Source organism: Agromyces arachidis, from assembly GCF_052805135.1.
Window position 1 is genome coordinate 67,348 of the sequence record NZ_JBRBDK010000004.1, and the last position, 18,404, is coordinate 85,751.

General features: G+C 73.0%; 20 protein-coding genes. 11 read left to right on the forward strand and 9 right to left on the reverse strand.

Translation table 11 applies throughout. The annotated features are described in order from the left end of the window. Window positions 1-17 precede the first annotated feature (17 nt). Genes ACUY4T_RS07000 through ACUY4T_RS07010 form a run of 3 tightly spaced genes read left to right on the forward strand, consistent with a single transcriptional unit; the run spans window position 18 to window position 1,569 of the window. A complete protein-coding gene (locus ACUY4T_RS07000) occupies window positions 18-188 on the forward strand; it encodes a nucleoside/nucleotide kinase family protein (RefSeq protein WP_446018205.1) in 171 nt (56 codons plus the stop codon). Between the two features lie 13 nt (window positions 189-201). Next, complete coding sequence (locus tag ACUY4T_RS07005; RefSeq protein WP_446018414.1) at window positions 202-1,191, forward strand: LacI family DNA-binding transcriptional regulator; 990 nt, start codon at window positions 202-204, stop codon at window positions 1,189-1,191. A 9-nt stretch (window positions 1,192-1,200) separates the two neighbouring features. Continuing rightward, window positions 1,201-1,569 (forward strand): nuclear transport factor 2 family protein, encoded by a 369-nt coding sequence (locus tag ACUY4T_RS07010; RefSeq protein WP_446018206.1) that lies wholly within the window; start codon window positions 1,201-1,203, stop codon window positions 1,567-1,569. Window positions 1,570-1,594: 25 nt separating this feature from the next. On the opposite strand, the gene ACUY4T_RS07015 is transcribed toward ACUY4T_RS07010, so the two are convergent. From ACUY4T_RS07015 to argG, 4 genes are all read right to left on the reverse strand, one after another. Further along, a complete protein-coding gene (locus ACUY4T_RS07015; protein ID WP_446018207.1) occupies window positions 1,595-3,454 on the reverse strand; it encodes a YhgE/Pip family protein in 1,860 nt (619 codons plus the stop codon). Beyond that, complete coding sequence (locus tag ACUY4T_RS07020) at window positions 3,451-4,122, reverse strand: hypothetical protein (RefSeq protein ID WP_446018208.1); 672 nt, start codon at window positions 4,120-4,122, stop codon at window positions 3,451-3,453. Before ACUY4T_RS07020 ends, ACUY4T_RS07015 begins: the two co-directional genes overlap by 4 nt. Further along, window positions 4,119-4,757, reverse strand: a complete 639-nt coding sequence (locus ACUY4T_RS07025; protein ID WP_446018209.1) for a TetR/AcrR family transcriptional regulator — start codon at window positions 4,755-4,757, stop codon at window positions 4,119-4,121. The genes ACUY4T_RS07020 and ACUY4T_RS07025 overlap by 4 nt, the downstream gene beginning before the upstream one ends. Window positions 4,758-4,917: 160 nt before the next feature. Beyond that, a complete protein-coding gene (gene argG / locus ACUY4T_RS07030) occupies window positions 4,918-6,345 on the reverse strand; it encodes an argininosuccinate synthase (RefSeq protein WP_446018210.1) in 1,428 nt (475 codons plus the stop codon). A 226-nt stretch (window positions 6,346-6,571) separates the two neighbouring features. On the opposite strand from argG, the gene ACUY4T_RS07035 reads away from it, so the two are divergent. The 5 genes from ACUY4T_RS07035 (at window position 6,572) to ACUY4T_RS07055 (ending at window position 11,633) form a co-directional block, all read left to right on the forward strand. Further along, window positions 6,572-8,029 carry a S8 family peptidase gene (locus ACUY4T_RS07035; RefSeq protein WP_446018211.1) on the forward strand — a complete coding sequence of 486 codons (1,458 nt, stop codon included), beginning with the start codon at window positions 6,572-6,574 and terminating at the stop codon, window positions 8,027-8,029. Window positions 8,030-8,216: 187 nt separating this feature from the next. After that, the gene (locus tag ACUY4T_RS07040) at window positions 8,217-8,987 is read left to right on the forward strand and encodes an NAD(P)H-hydrate epimerase (protein WP_446018212.1); all 771 of its coding nucleotides are present in this window, start codon (window positions 8,217-8,219) and stop codon (window positions 8,985-8,987) included. 66 nt (window positions 8,988-9,053) lie between these two features. Then, a complete protein-coding gene (locus ACUY4T_RS07045; protein WP_446018213.1) occupies window positions 9,054-9,602 on the forward strand; it encodes a DUF3151 family protein in 549 nt (182 codons plus the stop codon). Window position 9,603: 1 nt separating this feature from the next. Further along, window positions 9,604-10,890 carry an adenylosuccinate synthase gene (locus ACUY4T_RS07050; RefSeq protein ID WP_446018214.1) on the forward strand — a complete coding sequence of 429 codons (1,287 nt, stop codon included), beginning with the start codon at window positions 9,604-9,606 and terminating at the stop codon, window positions 10,888-10,890. Window positions 10,891-10,976: 86 nt separating this feature from the next. Next, the gene (locus tag ACUY4T_RS07055) at window positions 10,977-11,633 is read left to right on the forward strand and encodes a GNAT family N-acetyltransferase (RefSeq protein WP_446018215.1); all 657 of its coding nucleotides are present in this window, start codon (window positions 10,977-10,979) and stop codon (window positions 11,631-11,633) included. A gap of 17 nt (window positions 11,634-11,650) precedes the next feature. Here ACUY4T_RS07055 and ACUY4T_RS07060 read toward each other — a convergent pair whose 3' ends face one another. Genes ACUY4T_RS07060 through ACUY4T_RS07075 form a run of 4 tightly spaced genes read right to left on the reverse strand, consistent with a single transcriptional unit; the run spans window position 11,651 to window position 15,463 of the window. After that, window positions 11,651-13,120: a sodium/solute symporter gene (locus ACUY4T_RS07060; protein WP_446018216.1), complete on the reverse strand. Its 1,470-nt coding sequence runs from the start codon at window positions 13,118-13,120 to the stop codon at window positions 11,651-11,653. After that, window positions 13,117-13,524, reverse strand: coding sequence for a hypothetical protein (locus ACUY4T_RS07065; RefSeq protein WP_446018217.1), 408 nt, complete (start codon window positions 13,522-13,524; stop codon window positions 13,117-13,119). Before ACUY4T_RS07065 ends, ACUY4T_RS07060 begins: the two co-directional genes overlap by 4 nt. Continuing rightward, window positions 13,521-14,258, reverse strand: a complete 738-nt coding sequence (locus tag ACUY4T_RS07070) for a LytR/AlgR family response regulator transcription factor (protein WP_446018218.1) — start codon at window positions 14,256-14,258, stop codon at window positions 13,521-13,523. The genes ACUY4T_RS07065 and ACUY4T_RS07070 overlap by 4 nt, the downstream gene beginning before the upstream one ends. Beyond that, window positions 14,255-15,463, reverse strand: a complete 1,209-nt coding sequence (locus ACUY4T_RS07075) for a sensor histidine kinase (protein ID WP_446018219.1) — start codon at window positions 15,461-15,463, stop codon at window positions 14,255-14,257. Before ACUY4T_RS07075 ends, ACUY4T_RS07070 begins: the two co-directional genes overlap by 4 nt. A 180-nt stretch (window positions 15,464-15,643) precedes the next feature. Here ACUY4T_RS07075 and ACUY4T_RS07080 point away from each other — a divergent pair, with 180 nt between their 5' ends. Together ACUY4T_RS07080 and ACUY4T_RS07085 are read left to right on the forward strand one after the other, a co-directional pair. Next, entirely contained in the window at window positions 15,644-16,018 is a 375-nt protein-coding gene (locus ACUY4T_RS07080) for a DUF485 domain-containing protein (RefSeq protein ID WP_446018220.1), read from the forward strand. Next, complete coding sequence (locus tag ACUY4T_RS07085) at window positions 16,015-17,631, forward strand: monocarboxylic acid transporter (RefSeq protein ID WP_446018221.1); 1,617 nt, start codon at window positions 16,015-16,017, stop codon at window positions 17,629-17,631. Before ACUY4T_RS07080 ends, ACUY4T_RS07085 begins: the two co-directional genes overlap by 4 nt. A 191-nt stretch (window positions 17,632-17,822) precedes the next feature. Here the strand turns inward: ACUY4T_RS07085 and ACUY4T_RS07090 are convergent, their stop codons facing one another. Continuing rightward, window positions 17,823-18,074, reverse strand: a complete 252-nt coding sequence (locus ACUY4T_RS07090; RefSeq protein ID WP_446018222.1) for a hypothetical protein — start codon at window positions 18,072-18,074, stop codon at window positions 17,823-17,825. A gap of 112 nt (window positions 18,075-18,186) precedes the next feature. On the opposite strand from ACUY4T_RS07090, the gene ACUY4T_RS07095 reads away from it, so the two are divergent. After that, complete coding sequence (locus ACUY4T_RS07095) at window positions 18,187-18,396, forward strand: heavy-metal-associated domain-containing protein (RefSeq protein ID WP_446018223.1); 210 nt, start codon at window positions 18,187-18,189, stop codon at window positions 18,394-18,396. Window positions 18,397-18,404: the final 8 nt, after the last annotated feature.

Below are 18,404 nucleotides of genomic sequence, written 5' to 3' on the forward strand. Positions count from 1 at the left end.
TGACGATCCCGGACGACGTGCGCCTCCGCCGCCTCATCGCCCGGCACCGCGAGCACGGCATGTCCGCCGCGGAGGCCGAGCGCTTCGCGCACGAGAGCGACGAGGCGAACGCGCGCGAGATCGAGCGCGTGCGCGACCGTGCCGACCGAGTCGTGGAGCTGCCGTCATCGGACTTCATGGCAGGGTGAACACGTGGTGACGATGAGCGAGGTGGCGCGGCTCGCCGGCGTCTCGCAGAGCACGGTCTCGCACGTCCTCAACAAGACGCGGCGGATCGCGCCGGAGACGGAGCGCGCGGTGCTCGACGCCCTCGAGCAGACGGGGTACGTCAGCGACCGGGTCGCGCGATCGCTGCGCACCGGCCGGACCGGCACCATCGGGCTCGCGATCTCGGCGATCTCGAATCCCTACTTCGCGGAGGTCGTGCACGCGATCGAGCGCGAGGTGACCGAGTCGGGGTTCACCCTGCTCCTCAGCGACACCCACGACGAGACCGACCGGGAGCTGAAGGTGACGCGGGACCTGCTCGCGCATCGGCCCGACGGCGTGATCCTGGCCCCGAGCGCCCACCCCGAGCGCACGCTCCACCTGCTCCAGCGCCAGCGTGTGCCGGTCGTGCTCGTCGACCGGACGACGGAGGAGGTCGATGGCATCGACTCGGTCGCGGTCGAGAACGTCGAGTCCATGGCCGAGCTCGTCGGGCACGTCGCCGGGCTCGGGCACCGCCGGATCGCGTACGTCTCCCCGCTCGCGGGACTGACGACGAGCACGCGCCGGCTCGAGGGGTACCGCCTCGGCCTCGAACGGGCCGGCATCGAGCACGACCCGCGGCTCGAGGGCTCCTTCGACGGCGTTCCGCCGGAGGTCGCGCTCGGGGAGCTCCTCGCGGTCGAGCCCGCGCCGACGGCCCTGATCGCCGGGAACAACCAGACCCTCATCGAGACGATGGGCGCGTTGCAGCGCCTGGGCGTGACGGTGCCCGACGACCTCAGCCTGGGGTGCTTCGACGACTTCCCGTGGGCGGAGTTCTTCTCGCCCCGGCTCACCGCCGTGCGGCAGCCCGTCGACCTCATCGGCCGGACCGCGGCAGAGCTCCTCCTGTCGCGGCTGGCCGACGTGACGATGGCGCCGCGGTCGGTCACCCTGCGTCCGACCCTCGTCGTGCGTGATTCCGTGCGACGGCTCCGCTAGCGTGGCCGCATGACCGAGATCACCGACGATCTGCCCGCCCGCCTGCTGCACGAGGAGCACGCCGGATGGCGCGCCATCATCGCCGGGCACGGCGGCGCGCACTACGCCCGCGCGATGACCCGCGACGGGGTGATGATCGTCGAGGGCGCCGTGCTCGGCCGCGACGACGTGATGCGGGCCTTCGCCGGCACGCCGCCGTGGGAGTCGTACGAGATCCACGAGCCCGCGGTCGTGCGACTCGGCGACCACGCCGGCATCCTCGCCTACCGCGCCGTCACCCGGCGCGGCGACGAGGTCGCGAACCTGCGGATGTCGACGACCTACCTCTACGACGACGGCGCCTGGCACGTCGCCGCCCACCAGCAGACCCCGGCGTAGCCGGAGCCGACGCCCGCCGCCGGGCTCAGCCGATGAGGCTGGGCTGCAGGTCGCGAAGGGTCCGGAAGTGCGTCATCCGCGTGACCCCGATCGCCGCGGCGGTGAGCGCCATCGCGAGCCACGCCACGAGCACGAGGGCGTCGGCGCCGGTGCGGGCGATTCCGCCGCCGTACATCACCTGGCGCATGGCATCGACCGCGTAGCCCATCGGGAGCACCTGGTGCAGGGCGGCCAGCGGTGCGGGCAGCGTCTGCCACGGGAAGGTCCCGCCCGCGGTGACCAGCTGGAGCACCATCAGCACCAGGCCGACGAACTGGCCCACCGAACCGAGCCAGACGTTCAGCGCGAGGATGATCGCCGCGAACGTCGCCGACGCGAGCACCATCACGCCGACGGTGGCGAGCGGATGGCTCATCGGGAAGCCGAGCGTCACCGAGAGCACGGTGAACAGCGCGGTCATCTGCACCGCGCCGAGCAGGCCGGGCGTGAGCCATCCGGCCAGCGTGACCCGGAGGGGCGAGTGCAGCGCGGTCACCGCGCGACGCGACACCGGGCGGACCACGAGGAACAGGGCGTAGATGCCGATCCAGCCGGCGAGGGCCGCGAAGAAGGGGGCGAGGCCGGCGCCGTAGCTGCCGGCGTGCGCGAGCGACTCGGAGTCGAGCGCGATCGGATCGGCGATCGCGTCGGCCTGGGCCTCGCGCGTGGCGCGGTCCGAATCGGGGATCTCGGCGGCGCCGTCGGCGAGGCCGTCGCGGAGTTCGCCGGCGCCGGCCTCCAGTCGGCCGAGGCCCGCGCCGAGTTCGCCCGACCCGTCGCGAAGCAACGCGGCGCCGTCGGCCACGCGTGCCGCGCCGTCGGCGGCCGATGCCGCCCCGACGGCGAGGTCGGCGCTGCCGTCGGCGACCCGACGGCTGCCGTCGGCGAGCCGGTCGATCTGGCCGACCACCTCCTGCACCCGGGCGTTCTCGGCGTCGACCCGCGTGCCGAGCGGATCGAGGCGTGCGAGGGCGGCGTCGATGACGGCCGGTTCCACGCCGGCGGCGGCGAGCTCGTCGGCGATCGCCTGCCGCGCTTCGGGGAGGGCGGAGGCGGCATCGTCGGCCGCCGCGCCCACGCGGTCGGCGGAGGCGGCGAGGGCGGCGTTCCCGTCGGCGACCTGTGCGGCGCCGCCGGCGAGCTCGGCCGAGCCGTCGGCGAGGCGTACGGCGCCGTCCGCCAGGCGCGACGAGCCGTCGGCCAGGTCGCGGGCGCCGTCCTCGAGCCGGGCCGCTCCGTCGCCGGCCTCCCCGGCGCCGTCGGCGAGTCGTCCCGCCCCGTCGGCGGCCTCGACGATGCCCGCTCGGATCTCGCTGATCGACTCGAGGAGGAGGGCCGCGGCCTCGCGGTCGACCTCCTCGGCGACGGCGGCGCGGATCCGTTCGACGGCCTGCGCCCCGATGGTGCCCGCGAGGTAGCTGTTGGCGTCGTTGGTCGAGAGCGTGATGCGCGCCTGGCGCGGCGAGTCGGTGCCGACCGACTCGAGCGCGTCGGAGAAATCGGCGGGGAGCGTGATGGCGAAGTCGTAGGTCCCGTCGTCGAGGCCGTCCTCGGCGTCGGCGGCGGGGACGCGGTGCCAGTCGAACGCCCCGTCGGCGACGAGGCGGTCGGCGAGCTCGTCGCCGATGTTGCGCGCCTCGTGGTCGCCGTCGGACGGCGTGCCCTCGTCCTGCACCACCAGGGCGACCGGCACGTCGGGGAACCGGGCGTACGGGTCTTGGTTCGCCCAGAGGTAGAGACCTCCGTAGAGCACGGGCACGGCGAGCAGGGCGAGCAGCGCCAGCGCGGACATGCGGGTCGAGGTGAGTCGCCGGAGCTCGGCGGCGATCATGCTGGGGATCTTCATGCGAGTCCTCCTCCCGCCAGGGCGAGCGGGTGGTCGTGGTCCGCGGCGTCGTCGTCGCCCCGGAGACGGTCGAGCAGGTGGGCGGCGGCGATCGCCGCGGCGGATGCATCGCCCGCGATGACGAGCACGGCGAAGCCGCGCTCGGCGAGGCGCCGCGCCGCGTGCCACCACTCGTCGGGAACCCCGCCGTGCCGGTCGGGCGAGACGATCACGACCCCCTCGACCCCGTCGCGAAGGATCGCGAGCTCGGTCAGCAGCCGCAGGCGCGGCTCGGGGTCGAGCGTGCCGATGGGCGTCCGGGCGAGCGCGGCGAGGCCGAGGCCCTCGAGTCGGCGGCCGACGGCGCGGGGATGGGACGGGGCGCCGGCGAACATGAGCTCCTCGGCGACCACGCCCGCCACGGTCACGTCGGGTGCCGGTTCCGAGACGCCGGGCGCATCGACGAGGGCGACCCGCCGGCGGATGGCGGCGGCATCCGCTCGCCCGTCGATGCGCACCGAGCCGGTGTCGGGTCGCATCCGTCCGGACGCGAGCAGCCCGAGCACGGTGGGCCGCTGCGCGGTCTCGACGGTGGCGAGCGCGACTCGGCCGGTCTGGAACGACAGGTCGGTGGCGGGCAGGGCCCGGCCCCGGCGGCCCTTCGAGACGCCGTCGAGCTCGATCCTCATCGCGGCTCGGCGAGTTCGGGCTCGGATGCGACGAGCGCGCCCGCCTCGCTCCACGAGAGTCCCGCCGCGCCGAGCACGGCCAGGATGACGAGGCGCCGGCCCTCGCTGTCGGACAGGTCGCGCCGGGTGGCCTCGCCGAGCACGGCGATGGCGGCGTCCTCGATCAGCCGCGCGAGCACGTCGGGGCGGATGTCGCGCCGGACCGTCCCGTCCGCGGCGCCGCGCTCGACCAGGTCGCGCAGGCGCGCCCGCACCGGGGCGAGGGCCGCGGCGGCCCGGTCGACGTACGGCGCCCGGAGGGCGATGCCGGCGAGCAGGCGGACCTGCTCGACGGCGGCCCAGAGCCGGGCTCCGAGGAGGGCGATCGCGGTGGGCGGGTGGGGGTGATCGGTGCTGCCCGCGACCGCGACCAGGCGCTGGGCGCCGCGCTCGAGCAGGGCGGCGATCAGCTCGTCGCGGTTCGCGAAGTGGCCGTAGACGGCACGGCGGCTGAGGCCGGCCGCTGCGGCGATGGCCTCGAGCGTCGTGTCGGGCGAGTCGGCGAGGGCGAGCGCGGCGGCGGCGAGGAGGGATTCGCGGTTCTCGACCGCGTCCCTGCGCGGGCCGCGGCGTTCGGCGTCGGCGGTGTGGGGCATGGGGACATCGTACGCATAAGGTGCACACGCGTGTGCAAGATCGAGCGGGATGCACAGCCGGCGTCCAGCATCGCGACAGCGGCGCCAGCGCTCGCGCGCACGGACGACGTCGGCCCCCGCACCGTGCGGTGCAGGGGCCGATCGAGGTACCGGAGTCCGGTCAGTCGGTGCCGAGGTCGAACGCGGCGGCCTCGTTCGCGGCATCCGTCGCGGCATCGAGGTCGGTCTCGGCCTCGCCCGCGAGGATCTGCGCGGCCTGGCCGGAGGCGATCTCGCCGACGAGCTCGGCCGTCGCGCCGCCCACGATGCCGAGCTCGGCGTACTGCTCGAGGCGGGCGCGAGAGTCGGCGATGTCGAGGTTGCGCATGGTGAGCTGGCCGATGCGATCCTCGGGGCCGAACGCCTGGTCGCCGACGCGCTCCATGGAGAGCTTGTCGGGGTGGTAGCTGAGGGCCGGGCCCGCGGTGTTCAGGATGGTGTAGTCGTCGCCGCGGCGCAGGCGCAGCGTCACCTCCCCGGTCACGGCGGAGGCCACCCACTTCACGATCGACTCGCGAAGCATGAGCGACTGCGGGTCGAGCCAGCGGCCCTCGTACATGAGGCGGCCGAGGCGGCGCCCCTCGTTGTGGTAGCTCGCGACGGTGTCCTCGTTGTGGATCGCGTTCAGCAGGCGCTCGTAGGCGATGTGCAGCAGCGCCATCCCGGGCGCCTCGTAGATGCCGCGGGACTTCGCCTCGATGATCCGGTTCTCGATCTGGTCGCTCATGCCGAGGCCGTGGCGACCGCCGATGCGGTTCGCCTCGAGCACCAGCTCGACCGGGTCGTCGAACTCGACGCCGTTCAGCGCGACCGGGCGGCCCTCGACGAAGCGGACCGTGACGTCCTCGGCCTCGATCGCGACCGACTCGTCCCAGAAGCGCACGCCCATGATGGGCTCCACGAGCGTCATGCCGGCGTCGAGGTCCTCGAGCTTCTTCGCCTCGTGCGTGGCGCCCCAGATGTTGGCATCCGTGCTGTAGGCCTTCTCGACCGAGGCCCGGTAGGGCAGGTCGCGCGCCTGCATCCACTGGCTCATCTCGGTGCGGCCGCCGAGCTCGGTCACGAACGCGCTGTCGAGCCACGGCTTGTAGATGCGCAGGCGCGGGTTCGCGAGCAGGCCGTAGCGGTAGAACCGCTCGATGTCGTTGCCCTTGTAGGTGGAGCCGTCGCCCCAGATGTCGACGTCGTCCTCCATCATGGCGCGCACGAGCAGCGTGCCCGTCACCGCGCGGCCGAGGGGCGTCGTGTTGAAGTAGGTCTTGCCGCCGGAGCGGATGTGGAACGCGCCGCACTGCAGCGCGACCAGCCCCTCCTCGACGAGTGCGGTCTTCACGTCGACCAGCCGGCTGATCTCGGCGCCGTACTCGAGCGCGCGGCCCGGGACGGCCTCGACGTCGGGCTCGTCGGGCTGGCCGAGGTCGGCGGTGTAGGTGCAGGGGACGGCGCCCTTCTCACGCATCCACGCGACCGCCACGGAGGTGTCGAGACCTCCCGAGAAGGCGATGCCGACGCGCTCGCCGGCGGGCAGGGAGGTGAGGACCTTCGACATGGCCTCCAGCCTACGGGAGCCGTGGATCCCTCGCGTTCGCATGACGACTCGCCGACCCGCCGCGCGCCCGCCGCGGAAGGTCCCCCGAATGGGGGAGGACGTGGGTAGGCTCGCCCTCACCGGTCGCGTGGCGCCATCGTCGCCGCCGCGTCGCAACCACTGGACGAGCCGGGTCCGCCGGCCGACCCGATCGGCGGAACTCCACCCTCTCGAAAACGGAGACAGGATGAGGAACCACAAGGTGATCGGCGCGGCATCCGCCGTCGCCCTGGCCGTGGGACTGGTCGGGACGGCAGCCGCCGTGCCCGCCGTCGCGGCCGGCCCCGAGAGCACCTACCTCGTGCTCGCGCCCCAGGGCGCGAACACGAAGGCCGCGGCGGCACGCGTCGCGGCGGCCGGCGGCACCGTCGTCGCCAGCTACGACCAGATCGGCGTGCTCGTCGCGTCGTCGACGAACACCGCGTTCGAGACCGCGGTCCGGGGCGCCGGCGTGCAGTCGGTCGCCTCGACCGACGGACTCGGCACCGAGCTGATCGAGGACGAGACCGTCGCCGCGCTCGACGAGTCCGACCTCGACGCGGCGGGCGACCCGACCGGCGAGCCCTACTGGAACTCCCAGTGGGACATGGAGCAGATCGACGTGCCCGAAGCGCACGCCGTGACGACCGGTGACTCCTCCGTCGTGGTCGGCGTGCTCGACTCGGGCATCTCGTCGACTCACCCCGACCTCGCGTCGCAGATCGCGTTCGACCAGAGCGCGTCGTGCATCGGCGGGGTCGCCGACACGAGCGTGGCGGCCTGGAACCCGACGACCTCCGACCACGGCACGCACGTCGCCGGCACCATCGCGGCGGCGATCAACGGCGTCGGCATCGCCGGCGTCGCGCCGGGCGTGAAGGTCGCCTCGGTCAAGGTCGTGAACGACGACGGCTACATCTACCCCGAGGCCGCGATCTGCGGGTTCCTGTGGGCCGCCGACCACGGCATGCCGATCACGAACAACAGCTATTACATCGACCCGTGGGAGTTCAACTGCGTGAACGACGAGCGGCAGCGCCCGGTCTGGCTGGCCGTGCAGCGCGCGATCAGCTACTCGCAGTCGAAGGGCACGCTGACGGTCGCGTCGGCGGGCAACAGCAACGTCGACCTGCAGCACAAGTTCATCGACGACGGCAGCCCCAACGACGGCAGCTTCCCCGTCGAGGACCGCACCATCAACGGCGCATGCCGCGACCTCCCCGCTGAGGCGCCTGGCGTGGTGACCGTCTCGGCCGTCGGCCCCACCGAGCAGAAGAGCTACTACTCGTCGTACGGCCAGGGCGTCGTCGACGTCACCGCCCCCGGCGGCGACACGCGCTTCCGCACCGGCGGCGCGTCGTCGACCATCACCGACGCGATCCTGTCCACCACCTGGAGCGCGAAGAACGGCGACGGCTGGGGCTGGAAGCAGGGCACCTCGATGGCCGGCCCGCACGCGGCCGGCGTCGCGGCGCTCGCGCTCTCGGCGCACCCCGACCTGAAGGTCGGCCAGCTCGCTTCCTACCTCGAGCGCACCGCGACCGCGCTCGAGTGCCCGGACGGCGTCTACGAGCCGCGTCCCGGCTGGCCCGCGACGTGCACGGGCGGCGACCGCAACGGCTTCTACGGAGCCGGCAACGTCAACGCCTTCAACGTCGTCAAGTGACGCGCTGAACCATCGACCGTGAGGGGTCGGGCCTTCGGGCCCGGCCCCTCACGCATTTCCCTTCTCAGGAGGATTTCGGCGAGTCGCCGCATTCGTGGGCGTGTCTTCCTTAGAACGGGCGCGTTCCGGCCCTCGGCTCCTGAGAAAAGCAACGGGGCGAGCGGTTGCCGCGGCGTAGGGTCGAGACGTGAGCGCCGAGGTATCGGGACGGGACGCGCCGTCTCCGCAGGAGGGGTACACGTCCGAGCAGGTCCGCGCGGCCGAGCGCCCGCTGCTCGAGGCGGGGGAGCCGCTCATGCAGCGCGCGTCCGCCGCGCTCGGCGAGGAGATCGCCCGGATCCTCAACCTCCCCGAGGCGTCGCAGGCACCGGATGCCGCAGCCGGGCCGACCGTCGTGGTCCTCGCCGGGTCGGGCGACAACGGCGGCGATGCGCTGTTCGCGGCGGCCCGCCTCGCCGAGCGCGGCGCCGACGTGCGGATCGTCGCGACCGGCTCGAGCCTGCACGAGGAGGGCGCCGAAGCCGCCCGGGCGGCCGGCGCGACCGCCCTCGACCCCCACGCCGACCCGGAGGAGTTCGACCGGGTCGTGCGCCTCGCCGACGTCATCGTCGACGGCATCCTCGGTATCGGCGCCGCCGCGAACCCTGCGCTGCGCGGTCGGAGCCGCGACGTGGTCTCCCGCGTCCTCGGTCTGTTCGGGCCGAAGTGGGTCGAAGGCGACGACGGCGCCCCGCGGCATCCGCTCGTGGTCGCCGTCGACGTGCCGAGCGGCATCTCGCCCGATGACGGCAGCGTGCCCGACCCGACCGTGCTGCGCGCCGACGTCACCGTGACCATGGGCGCGGTGAAGGCGGGGCTGCTGCAGCCCCCGGGTGCCGCGTACGCCGGACGGATCGTGCTCGTCGACCTCGGGCTCGGTCCGGCGCTCGCCGCCGTCGAGCCGGTCGTCGCACGCTGACGTGCCGTCCCGCGGTCGCACCATCGCGCTCCCGTGCCGCGGAAACCCCATGCGTTACGGTTGAGTGTGACTCAGGAACAGACCCCACCGGAGGCCGAGGCGGTGCTCGCCGACGAACCCGAGGTCAGGCAGGCGCTGACCGGAGCCGACCGCGCGGATGTCGCGGGAGTCGTGACCGAGCACCCTGGCTCGCCGCTCGCCTGGGCCGAACTGGCGGACCTCGCCGACTCGGAGGGTCGCGCGCTCGACGCGTTCGCGTACGCCGTCGTCGCGGTCGACCTCGCCCGTGCGCAGCTGCAGGCGAGCGGATGGCGCGCCGGCGACCCCGTCCGCTGGTCGGAGGAGCCCAACCGCGCCTACCACCGCGCGCTCGACGCCGAGCGTCGCGCGGCCGCGCGACTCGGGCTCGCCGACCGCGCCGACCGCGCCGCGTCCGACCTCGAAGCCGCCGACGCCGAGGCGCCCGCGCGCATCGCGTCGGAGTTCACCCCCACCCAGGTCATCACCGTCGTCGGTGCCTCGGCCGCGCTGTTCGCGCCGGCCGTCGACACCGAGGCCCGCACCGGCGACCCCGTCGCCGAACCGACCGCCGCCGACGCGGCAGGAGAGGACTGACATGCCCGCAGTCGTACTGATCGGCGCGCAGTGGGGTGACGAGGGCAAGGGCAAGGCGACCGACCTGCTCGCCTCGCGCCTCGACTACGTCGTCAAGTTCAACGGCGGCAACAACGCCGGGCATACGGTCGTCGTCGGCGACGAGAAGTACGCGCTCCACCTGCTCCCGAGCGGCATCCTCACCCCGGGCGTCACCCCCGTCATCTCGAACGGCGTCGTCGTCGACATCGAGGTGCTCTTCGAGGAGATCGAGGGGCTGGAGACCCGCGGCGTCGACACGTCGAAGCTGCGCATCTCGGCGAACGCCCACGTCATCACCCAGTACCACCGCACGCTCGACAAGGTCACCGAGCGGTTCCTCGGCAAGCGTCAGATCGGCACGACCGGGCGCGGCATCGGCCCGAGCTACGCCGACAAGATCAACCGGGTCGGCATCCGCATGCAGGACCTCTTCGACGAGAACATCCTCCGCCAGAAGGTCGAGGGTGCGCTCGACCAGAAGAACCACCTGCTCGTCAAGGTCTACAACCGGCGCGCGATCGGGGTCGACGAGGTCGTGGACGACCTGCTCGGCTACACCGAGCGGCTGCGGCCGATGGTGACCGACACGTCGCTGCTCCTGCACCGCGCGCTCGAGGCGGGCGAGACCGTGCTGTTCGAGGGCGGCCAGGCGACCATGCTCGACGTCGACCACGGCACGTACCCGTTCGTCACGTCGTCGAACGCGACCTCGGGCGGCGCGGTCACGGGTTCGGGCGTCGCGCCGAACCGCATCGACCGCGTCATCGGCATCGTCAAGGCGTACACGACCCGCGTCGGCTCCGGACCGTTCCCGACCGAGCTGTTCGACGAGTCGGGCGAGTTCCTCGCCGACAAGGGCCACGAGTTCGGCACGACCACCGGCCGTCGCCGCCGCACCGGATGGTACGACGCGCCGATCGCCCGGTACACCGCCCGCATCAACGGCGTGACCGACTTCGTGCTCACGAAGCTCGACGTGCTCACGGGCCTCGACCGCATCCCGGTCGCCGTCGCGTACGACGTCGACGGCGTGATCATGGAGGAGGTGCCGGTCTCGCAGTCCGACTTCCACCACGCCAAGCCCGTGTACGAGGAGTTCCCGGGGTGGACCGAGGACATCTCGGGTGCCCGCGAGTTCTCCGACCTGCCCGCCAACGCGCAGAGCTACGTCCGCGAGCTCGAGGCGATGTCGGGGGCCCGGTTCTCGGCGATCGGCGTCGGCCCCGGCCGCGACGAGATCGTGCAGCTGCACGACCTGCTCGACTGAGCGCTCCGGCCCGCCCGTCCGGCGGCGACGCCGCGGGCAGGGCGGTCGCGTCCTCGCGGGACCGGACCGCATGGGAGACTCGCCGTATGCCCGCCGAGCGTCCCCCCTACGAGCCGCTCGCCGGCCGGTTCGTCGTCCTCGCCCCGATCGTCGAGGCCGACGTGCCCGAGCTCGAGGTCGCCATCCGTCGCCCGGAGGTCTTCGCGGGCGGGTTCTCGGGCGGCCCGTCGGGCCTGCCCGCCGACGCGGCCGCGTTCGCCGCGTTCGTGCGGCGCTCGTACACGCCCGCCGAGGACGGCCTGCCGTTCGTGGTGCGCCTGCGGGGCGGGCCGGATGACGGCGCGGTCGTCGGCGTGTCGAAGCTCGGGGCACTCGACCTCGCGAACGAGTCCGCCGAGATCGGGTGGACGGGGTTCGATCCGCGCGTGTGGGGCACGGCGGTGAACCCCGAGGCCAAGCTGCTGATGCTCGGGCTCGCGTTCGACCACGGCTTCGGCAGGGTCGTCCTCAAGGCCGATGCCGTGAACGCCCGTTCGCGCGCGGCGATCGCGAAGCTCGGGGCGACGTTCGAGGGCGTGCACCGTCGCGCCGTCCGCCGACCCGACGGCACGTGGCGCGATACGGCGCTGTACTCGATCCTCGTCGACGAGTGGCCCGGGGTGCGCGCCGGGCTCCTCGCGCGGCTCGCCGCGTGGGGCGACCGGCCGGTCGAGCGGTCGGCTCGGGGCGTCGCCGCCGGCTGACGGCATCCCGGCCGCGCTCACGCTCCGGGATGCTGCTCCGGGAGGTGGAGGCGGGCGAGGAACGCGTCCGCCCCCCGCGGCGCCCTCCGACGATCGGCGCGCGAGACGACGACGGTCACGAGCACGGCGACCGGGACGGTCCACGCCGCCGGCTGCTCGACGAGCGCACGGACCGCGGGGGAGGGCGCGGTGCCGGCCGCGCCCGCCAGGATCGCGGCCCCCGAGAGGACCGCGCCGGTGGCCATGCCCGCGATCGCGCCGCGCGCCGTCAGCCCGCGCCACCAGATGCCGAGCAGCAGCACCGGGCAGAGCGTGGCGGCGGTGAACGCGAAGACGAGCCCCACGCTGCCCGCGAGGCCGACGGGCTCCGTGAGGAACGCCACGAGCAGCGGCACCGCCGTCGAGGCGAACGCCGCGATCCGGAAACCGCGCACGCTGCCGCCGAGGAGGTCCTGCGAGATCACGCCGGCCACCGAGACCACGAGCCCCGACGACGTGGACAGGAACGCCGCGAACGCGCCGCCGATCACGAGCGCCGTGAGCAGGTCGCCCCATGGCCCGGGCACGAGCCGGTCGGGGAGCACGAGCACGAGGGCGTCGGCGTCGCCGGCGGTGGCGAGGTCGGGGGCGAAGGCGCGCCCGAACAGCCCGAACAGCGTGGGGAACGCGTAGAAGACCGACAGCAGCACGAGCACGATGACGGTCGTGCGCCGGGCGGCCGGGCCGTCGGGGTTCGTGTAGAACCGCACGAGCACGTGCGGCAGGCCGAGCGTGCCGAGCAGCAGCGCCACCATGAGCGACCCGGTGCGGTAGAGGTCGAGGCCGCCGGGACCGTCGGCGGCCGGGAACGCCTGCGCCGGAGGCAGCTCCGGCTCGACTGCGCCGGTGACCAGGAGGAGCGCGATCACGGGGATCGCGATCGCCGCGAGCTTCAGCCAGAACTGGAACGCCTGCACGAACGTGATGGCGCGCATGCCGCCGGCGGCGACCACGGCGGCGACCAGCACGGCGACCGCGAGCGAGCCGACCCAGCTCGGCAGCCCGGTGGTGATCCGCACCGTGAGCGCCGCACCCTGGAGCTGCGGCACGATGTACAGCCAGCCGATCACGACGACCAGCACGCTCGTGACGCGTCGCACCGCCGCCGACTCCAGTCGCGCCTCGGTGAAGTCGGGGATCGTGTACGCGCCGGAGCGGCGCAGTGGCGCTGCGACGAACAGCAGCAGCATCAGGTAGCCGGCCGTGTAGCCGATCGGGAACCACATGGCGCTGGTCCCCGTGAGCAGGATGAGGCCGGCGATGCCGAGGAACGACGCCGCCGACAGGTACTCGCCGCCGATCGCCGAGGCGTTCCACCACGGCGGCACGGTCCGGCTGGCGACGTAGAAGTCGCTCGTCGTGCGCGAGATGCGCAGCCCGTAGAACCCGATCAGCACCGAGACGAGCGCGACCGCGACGATCGCCGCGTAGCCGATCGCGGGATTCACGTCTCCTCCGCGAGCGAGCGGTACCGCGCCTCGTTGCGCGAGGCCGTGCGCACGTACAGGACGCCGATGGTGATCGCCAGCGGGTACACGCCGAAGCCGAGGAGCAGCCACGAGACCGGCACGCCGGCGACGAACGACTCGTCGAGCCCGGGCACCAGGGCGACGGCGGTCGCGAACACGGCGGTGGCGATCGCGAATCCCGCGGCGCAGATCAGTGCGAGACGAAGCTGCGATCGGATGAGGGAGCGCACGTACACCGCCCGCACGTCTCCCGGGTCGTCGCGAGCGGACGTCGCGCCGCGAGCGGTCGCCCGTCCCGCGCCCGGGGCGCGTCCGGCCGCGCCGGTCCGGGGCGCCGTGACGCGCACCCGGGGCGGCGGGACGTCGGATCCGTCACCGCTCACGGCCGGGCCCGCGGGGTCGCCTGGTCGAGCCGGTCCCGCAGTCCGGGCAGCAGGCGCCGGCTCACCGGCAGCTCCGCCTGGCCCACGGCGATCGTCGGGCGCTCGCCGCTGAGCCGTGCCCGGGTGACGTGCGGGAGGGCGACCAGGTAGGAGCGATGGACGCGGACGAAGCCCGCGTCGGCCCACTGCCGTTCGAGGTCGGACATGGGCACGCGCACGAGGTAGCTCGCCTCGTCGGTGTGCAGCCGGGCGTAGTCGCCCTGGGCCTGGACGTACCGAACGTCATCGCGGCGGATCATCCGGGTGGTCCCGCCGAGGGTGACGGCGATCGTCTCGGGACGCGCGGGTGCGGCATCCGTCGCCTGCGCCTGGCCCATGGCCTCGACCACGCGGGTCACGGAGCGCTGCAGGCGCTCGCTGCGCACGGGCTTGAGGAGGTAGTCGACGGCGGCGAGGTCGAACGCCTCGAGCGCCCCCTCCTCGTCGGCGGTCACGAAGACGAACGCCGGACGGTGCTCGAAGCGCTGGAGCGCTCGCGCCAGGTCGAAGCCGGAGAGTCCGGGCATGTGGATGTCGAGGAAGGCGGCGTCGACGCGCTCGCGCGTGAGGATGCGGATGGCCTCGGAACCGGAGGTCGCCCGGTGGATCACGCCGACCCGCGGATCCTGGCCGAGCAGGAAGGCGAGCTCGTCCACGGCGGGCTGCTCGTCGTCGGCGATGAGGACCGAGATCACGGCACCAGTCTCCCATCGGGTTCGGCGGATGCCGCGGCGCGACCGGGCTGCGACTTCGGCACCCGCATGCGCACGAGCGTGCCGGCGCCGACGTTCGTCTCGACGACCAGTCCGTGCTCGTCGCCGTAGACCTGCCGGAGCCGGGCGTCGACGTTCCGCAGTCCGACGTGCTCGCCGGGCGGGCCGCCCGCGAGCACGTCGGCGAGCCGCTCGGGGTCGATGCCCACGCCGTCGTCCTCGACGGAGATCTCGGCGAACGCGCCCGCATCCTGGGCCGTGATCGTGATCCGGCCGCCGCCCTCCTTGGCCTCGAGCCCGTGACGCACCGCGTTCTCGACGAGCGGCTGCATCGACAGGAACGGGATCACCGTCGAGAGCACCTCGGGCGCCACCTGCAGGGTCACGCGCAGGCGTTCCCCGAACCGCGCCCGCTCGAGTTTGAGGTACGAGTCGATCGAGCGCAGTTCCTCGGCGACGGTCGTGAAATCGCCCGCGCGCCGGAAGGAGTACCGGGTGAAGTCGGCGAACTCGAGCACCAGGTCGCGGGCCTTCGCCGGGTCGGTGTTGATGAACGACGCGATCGCGTTGAGCGAGTTGTAGATGAAGTGCGGGCTGATCTGGGCGCGGAGCGCGCGCACCTCGAGCTCGGCCAGCGCGGCCCGGGAGGCGTCGAGTTCGCCGAGCTCCACCTGCGCCGCGACCCACTCCGCGACCTCGCCCGTGGCGCGCACGAGGCCGGCGCGCACCCGGGGCGCGAAGGCGACCACGGCCCCCGCCACCTCACCGCCCGCGCGGATCGGCGCGGCCGCGGCATCCGTCTCGCCGGACGGGGACGCGAGCCGTCGCACGACGTCGGGCCGTCCCGCGTCGACGACCTCCGCCGCCAGCCGCGCGGCCGCCTGGAGCAGGGCCTCGTCGCCGTCGACCGCGACCGGCCCGCCGGTCATCACGAGCGCCACCGTGTCGGCCCCGAGCATGGCCCGCAGGTGCCTCGCGGCGCGCGCGGCCTCGGCCGCCGTCATGTCGCCGCGCAGGTGCTTCGCCGCGCTGGAGGCCCGGTGCAGCGTCTCGTACGTCGCGCGCTCGGCGTCGGTGCCCAGCTCCCTCGACTGCAGGGCGAGGCGGCGCAGGAGCACGACGACGCCGACGGCCAGGGCGCCCGCGACGACGCCGACGGCGGCGGCGAGCAGCATCGACTCGGGCATGCACGTCACACTAGCCGTCGTTCGTCGCCGTGCCCCGCCGTTCGTCGCACCGCTCGTGCCGCTCACCGACGACGAGCGGTCGACGCCCCCGCGGCGGCATCCGCTTGGTCAGCATTGACGAATCGCGACCGCAGCGACGCGGGCCACGGCCCCGCCGCACCCCCTCGAAGGAGAGACGCCATGGGCAACGAGGCCCTGAGCGCGGACGTCGACCTGAGCCACGTCGACTATCCCGCAGTGCAGCAATCGCCAGAATTCCAGGAGCTCCGCCGGACGCACCGGAGCTTCGTCTTCCCCGTGCTCGCCGCGTGCCTGGTCTGGTACCTCGCCTACGTGCTGCTGGCCGTCTACGCGGTCGACTTCATGTCGACCCGCGTCTTCGGGAGCATCAACGTGGCGATGCTCCTCGGCCTGGCACAGGTGGTCACCACGTTCGCCGTGACGATGTGGTACGTCCACTTCGCCAACAAGCACCTCGACCCGAAGGCGGAGCGCATCCGCGAGGAGATCGAGACCGGCGTCTTCCTCGACCGCAACGAGGGGGTGGCCCGATGATGCTCCGATTCGAAGCCGCCGCCTCGTCGCCCGGCGAGCCCTGGCTCAACATCGCGATCTTCGGCGCGTTCGTCGCGATCACCATGGTGATCGTCTTCCGCGCCAGCCGGAACAACAAGACCGCCGCCGACTACTACGCGGCCGGACGCTCGTTCACGGGCGGCCAGAACGGCTCCGCCATCGCGGGCGACTACCTGTCGGCGGCCTCGTTCCTCGGCATCGTCGGTGCCATCGCGATCAACGGCTACGACGGGTTCCTCTACTCGATCGGCTTCCTCGTCGCGTGGCTCGTCGCCCTGCTGCTCGTGGCCGAGCTGCTCCGCAACACGGGCAAGTTCACGATGGCCGATGTCCTGTCCTTCCGCCTCAAGCAGCGCCCCGTGCGCATCGCGGCGGCCACCACGACGCTCGTGGTGTGCTTCTTCTACCTGCTGGCCCAGATGGCCGGGGCGGGCGGGCTGGTGTCGCTGCTGCTCGGCGTCGGCGACCAGGTCGGCCAGGCCGTCGTGATCACGGTGGTCGGCGCGCTGATGATCCTGTACGTGCTCGTCGGCGGCATGAAGGGCACCACCTGGGTGCAGATCATCAAGGCCGTGCTGCTCATCGCCGGCGCCGGCGTGATGACGGTCTGGGTGCTCGCCCTCAACGGCTTCGACTTCTCGGGCCTGCTCGACCGCGCCGTCGAGGCCACGGGCAACCCGGCGATCCTCGACCCGGGCCTCAAGTACGGCGTCTCCGAGCTCAGCAAGATCGACTTCATCTCGCTCGGCCTGGCCCTCGTGCTCGGCACCGCCGCCCTGCCGCACGTCCTGATGCGCTTCTACACGGTCCCGACCGCGAAGGAGGCCCGCAAGTCGGTCGTCTGGGCCATCTGGCTCATCGGCATCTTCTACGTCTTCACGCTGGTGCTCGGCTACGGCGCGGCGGCCCTCGTCGGCCCCGAGGTCATCGCGGCGGCGCCGGGCGGTCCGAACTCTGCCGCACCGCTCCTGGCGTTCTCGCTCGGCGGTCCGCTGCTGCTCGGACTGATCTCGGCGGTCGCGTTCGCGACGATCCTCGCGGTCGTCGCCGGCCTCACGATCACCGCGGCGGCCTCGTTCGCGCACGACATCTACGCGTCGGTCGTGAAGAAGGGCAAGCCCGAGCCGGGCGCCGAGGTGAAGGTGGCGCGCCGTACGGTGGTCATCATCGGCGTGGTCGCGATCATCGGCGGCATCGGCGCGAACGGGCAGAACGTCGCGTTCCTCGTGGCGCTCGCCTTCGCGGTGGCCGCGTCGGCGAACCTGCCGACGATCGTCTACTCGCTGTTCTGGAAGGGCTTCACGACCCGCGGCGCCCTCTGGAGCATGTACGGCGGCCTCATCTCGGCGATCGTGCTGATCGCGTTCTCGCCCGTGGTGTCGGGCTCGGAGACGTCGATGCTCAAGACCGAGGCGATCGACTTCGCGATCTTCCCGCTGTCGAACCCGGGCATCATCTCGATCCCGCTGGCCTTCCTCCTCGGCTGGATCGTGAGCGTGCTCGACAAGCGTCGCGAGGACCCGATCAAGCAGTCCGAGATGGAGGTGCGGTCGCTCACCGGCCTCGGTGCCGAGAAGGCGGTGAGCCACTAGGCTCCGCCGGCCGCTCGCCGCAGGGGGAGCGAGCGGCCGGCGGGAACAGCTGCGACGGGGTGGGAACGCCTGCCCTGGCCTCGTCGCCGGCACGACGGGGGCGGATGCCACGGACTTCGGGTCCGGCATCCGCCCCCGTTGCGCTGCCCGCGGGGCCGTTCGCTGCGCGCAGCCGGGGACGGACGCGGGGCTCAGCGCGAGCGTCGGCGGCGGACCAGTCCCGCCCACAGCAGGGCGATCCCGAGGACGGCCACGATCGGGCCGATGACGGCCCACATCGTGACCCCGGACATCACCGATCCGGGCAGGATCCCGATGCCCTGCAGCGTCCAGACGGTTCCGGCGGCGGCGAGCACTGCGCCGACGATGATCATGAGCAGGTTCACGGGGCGGTCCTCTCGACGGGCGTGCCCGGGCATCGAGCCCGTGGTCGGCTCGATCATCTCCCATCCGTGGCGCCGACGCCCAGCGGGGAATACCCCCATGGGGTACTATGTTCAGTACAGGTACCCCATCCGGGTATCATCGAACCCGATCCGACCAGAGGAGAACGAGATGACGCAGCGCGAGTACCAGGTGACCGGAATGACCTGCGGCCACTGCGAGCTGTCGGTGCGCGAAGAGGTCGAGCAGATCGCCGGAGTGACGGACATCACCGTGTCCGCCGCAGCCGGCACCCTATCGATCACCGCACCGGCCGAACTCGACGACGCCGGCGTGATCGCCGCGGTCGAGGAGGCCGGCTACTCCGCCGTGCGCGTCTGACCGGACGG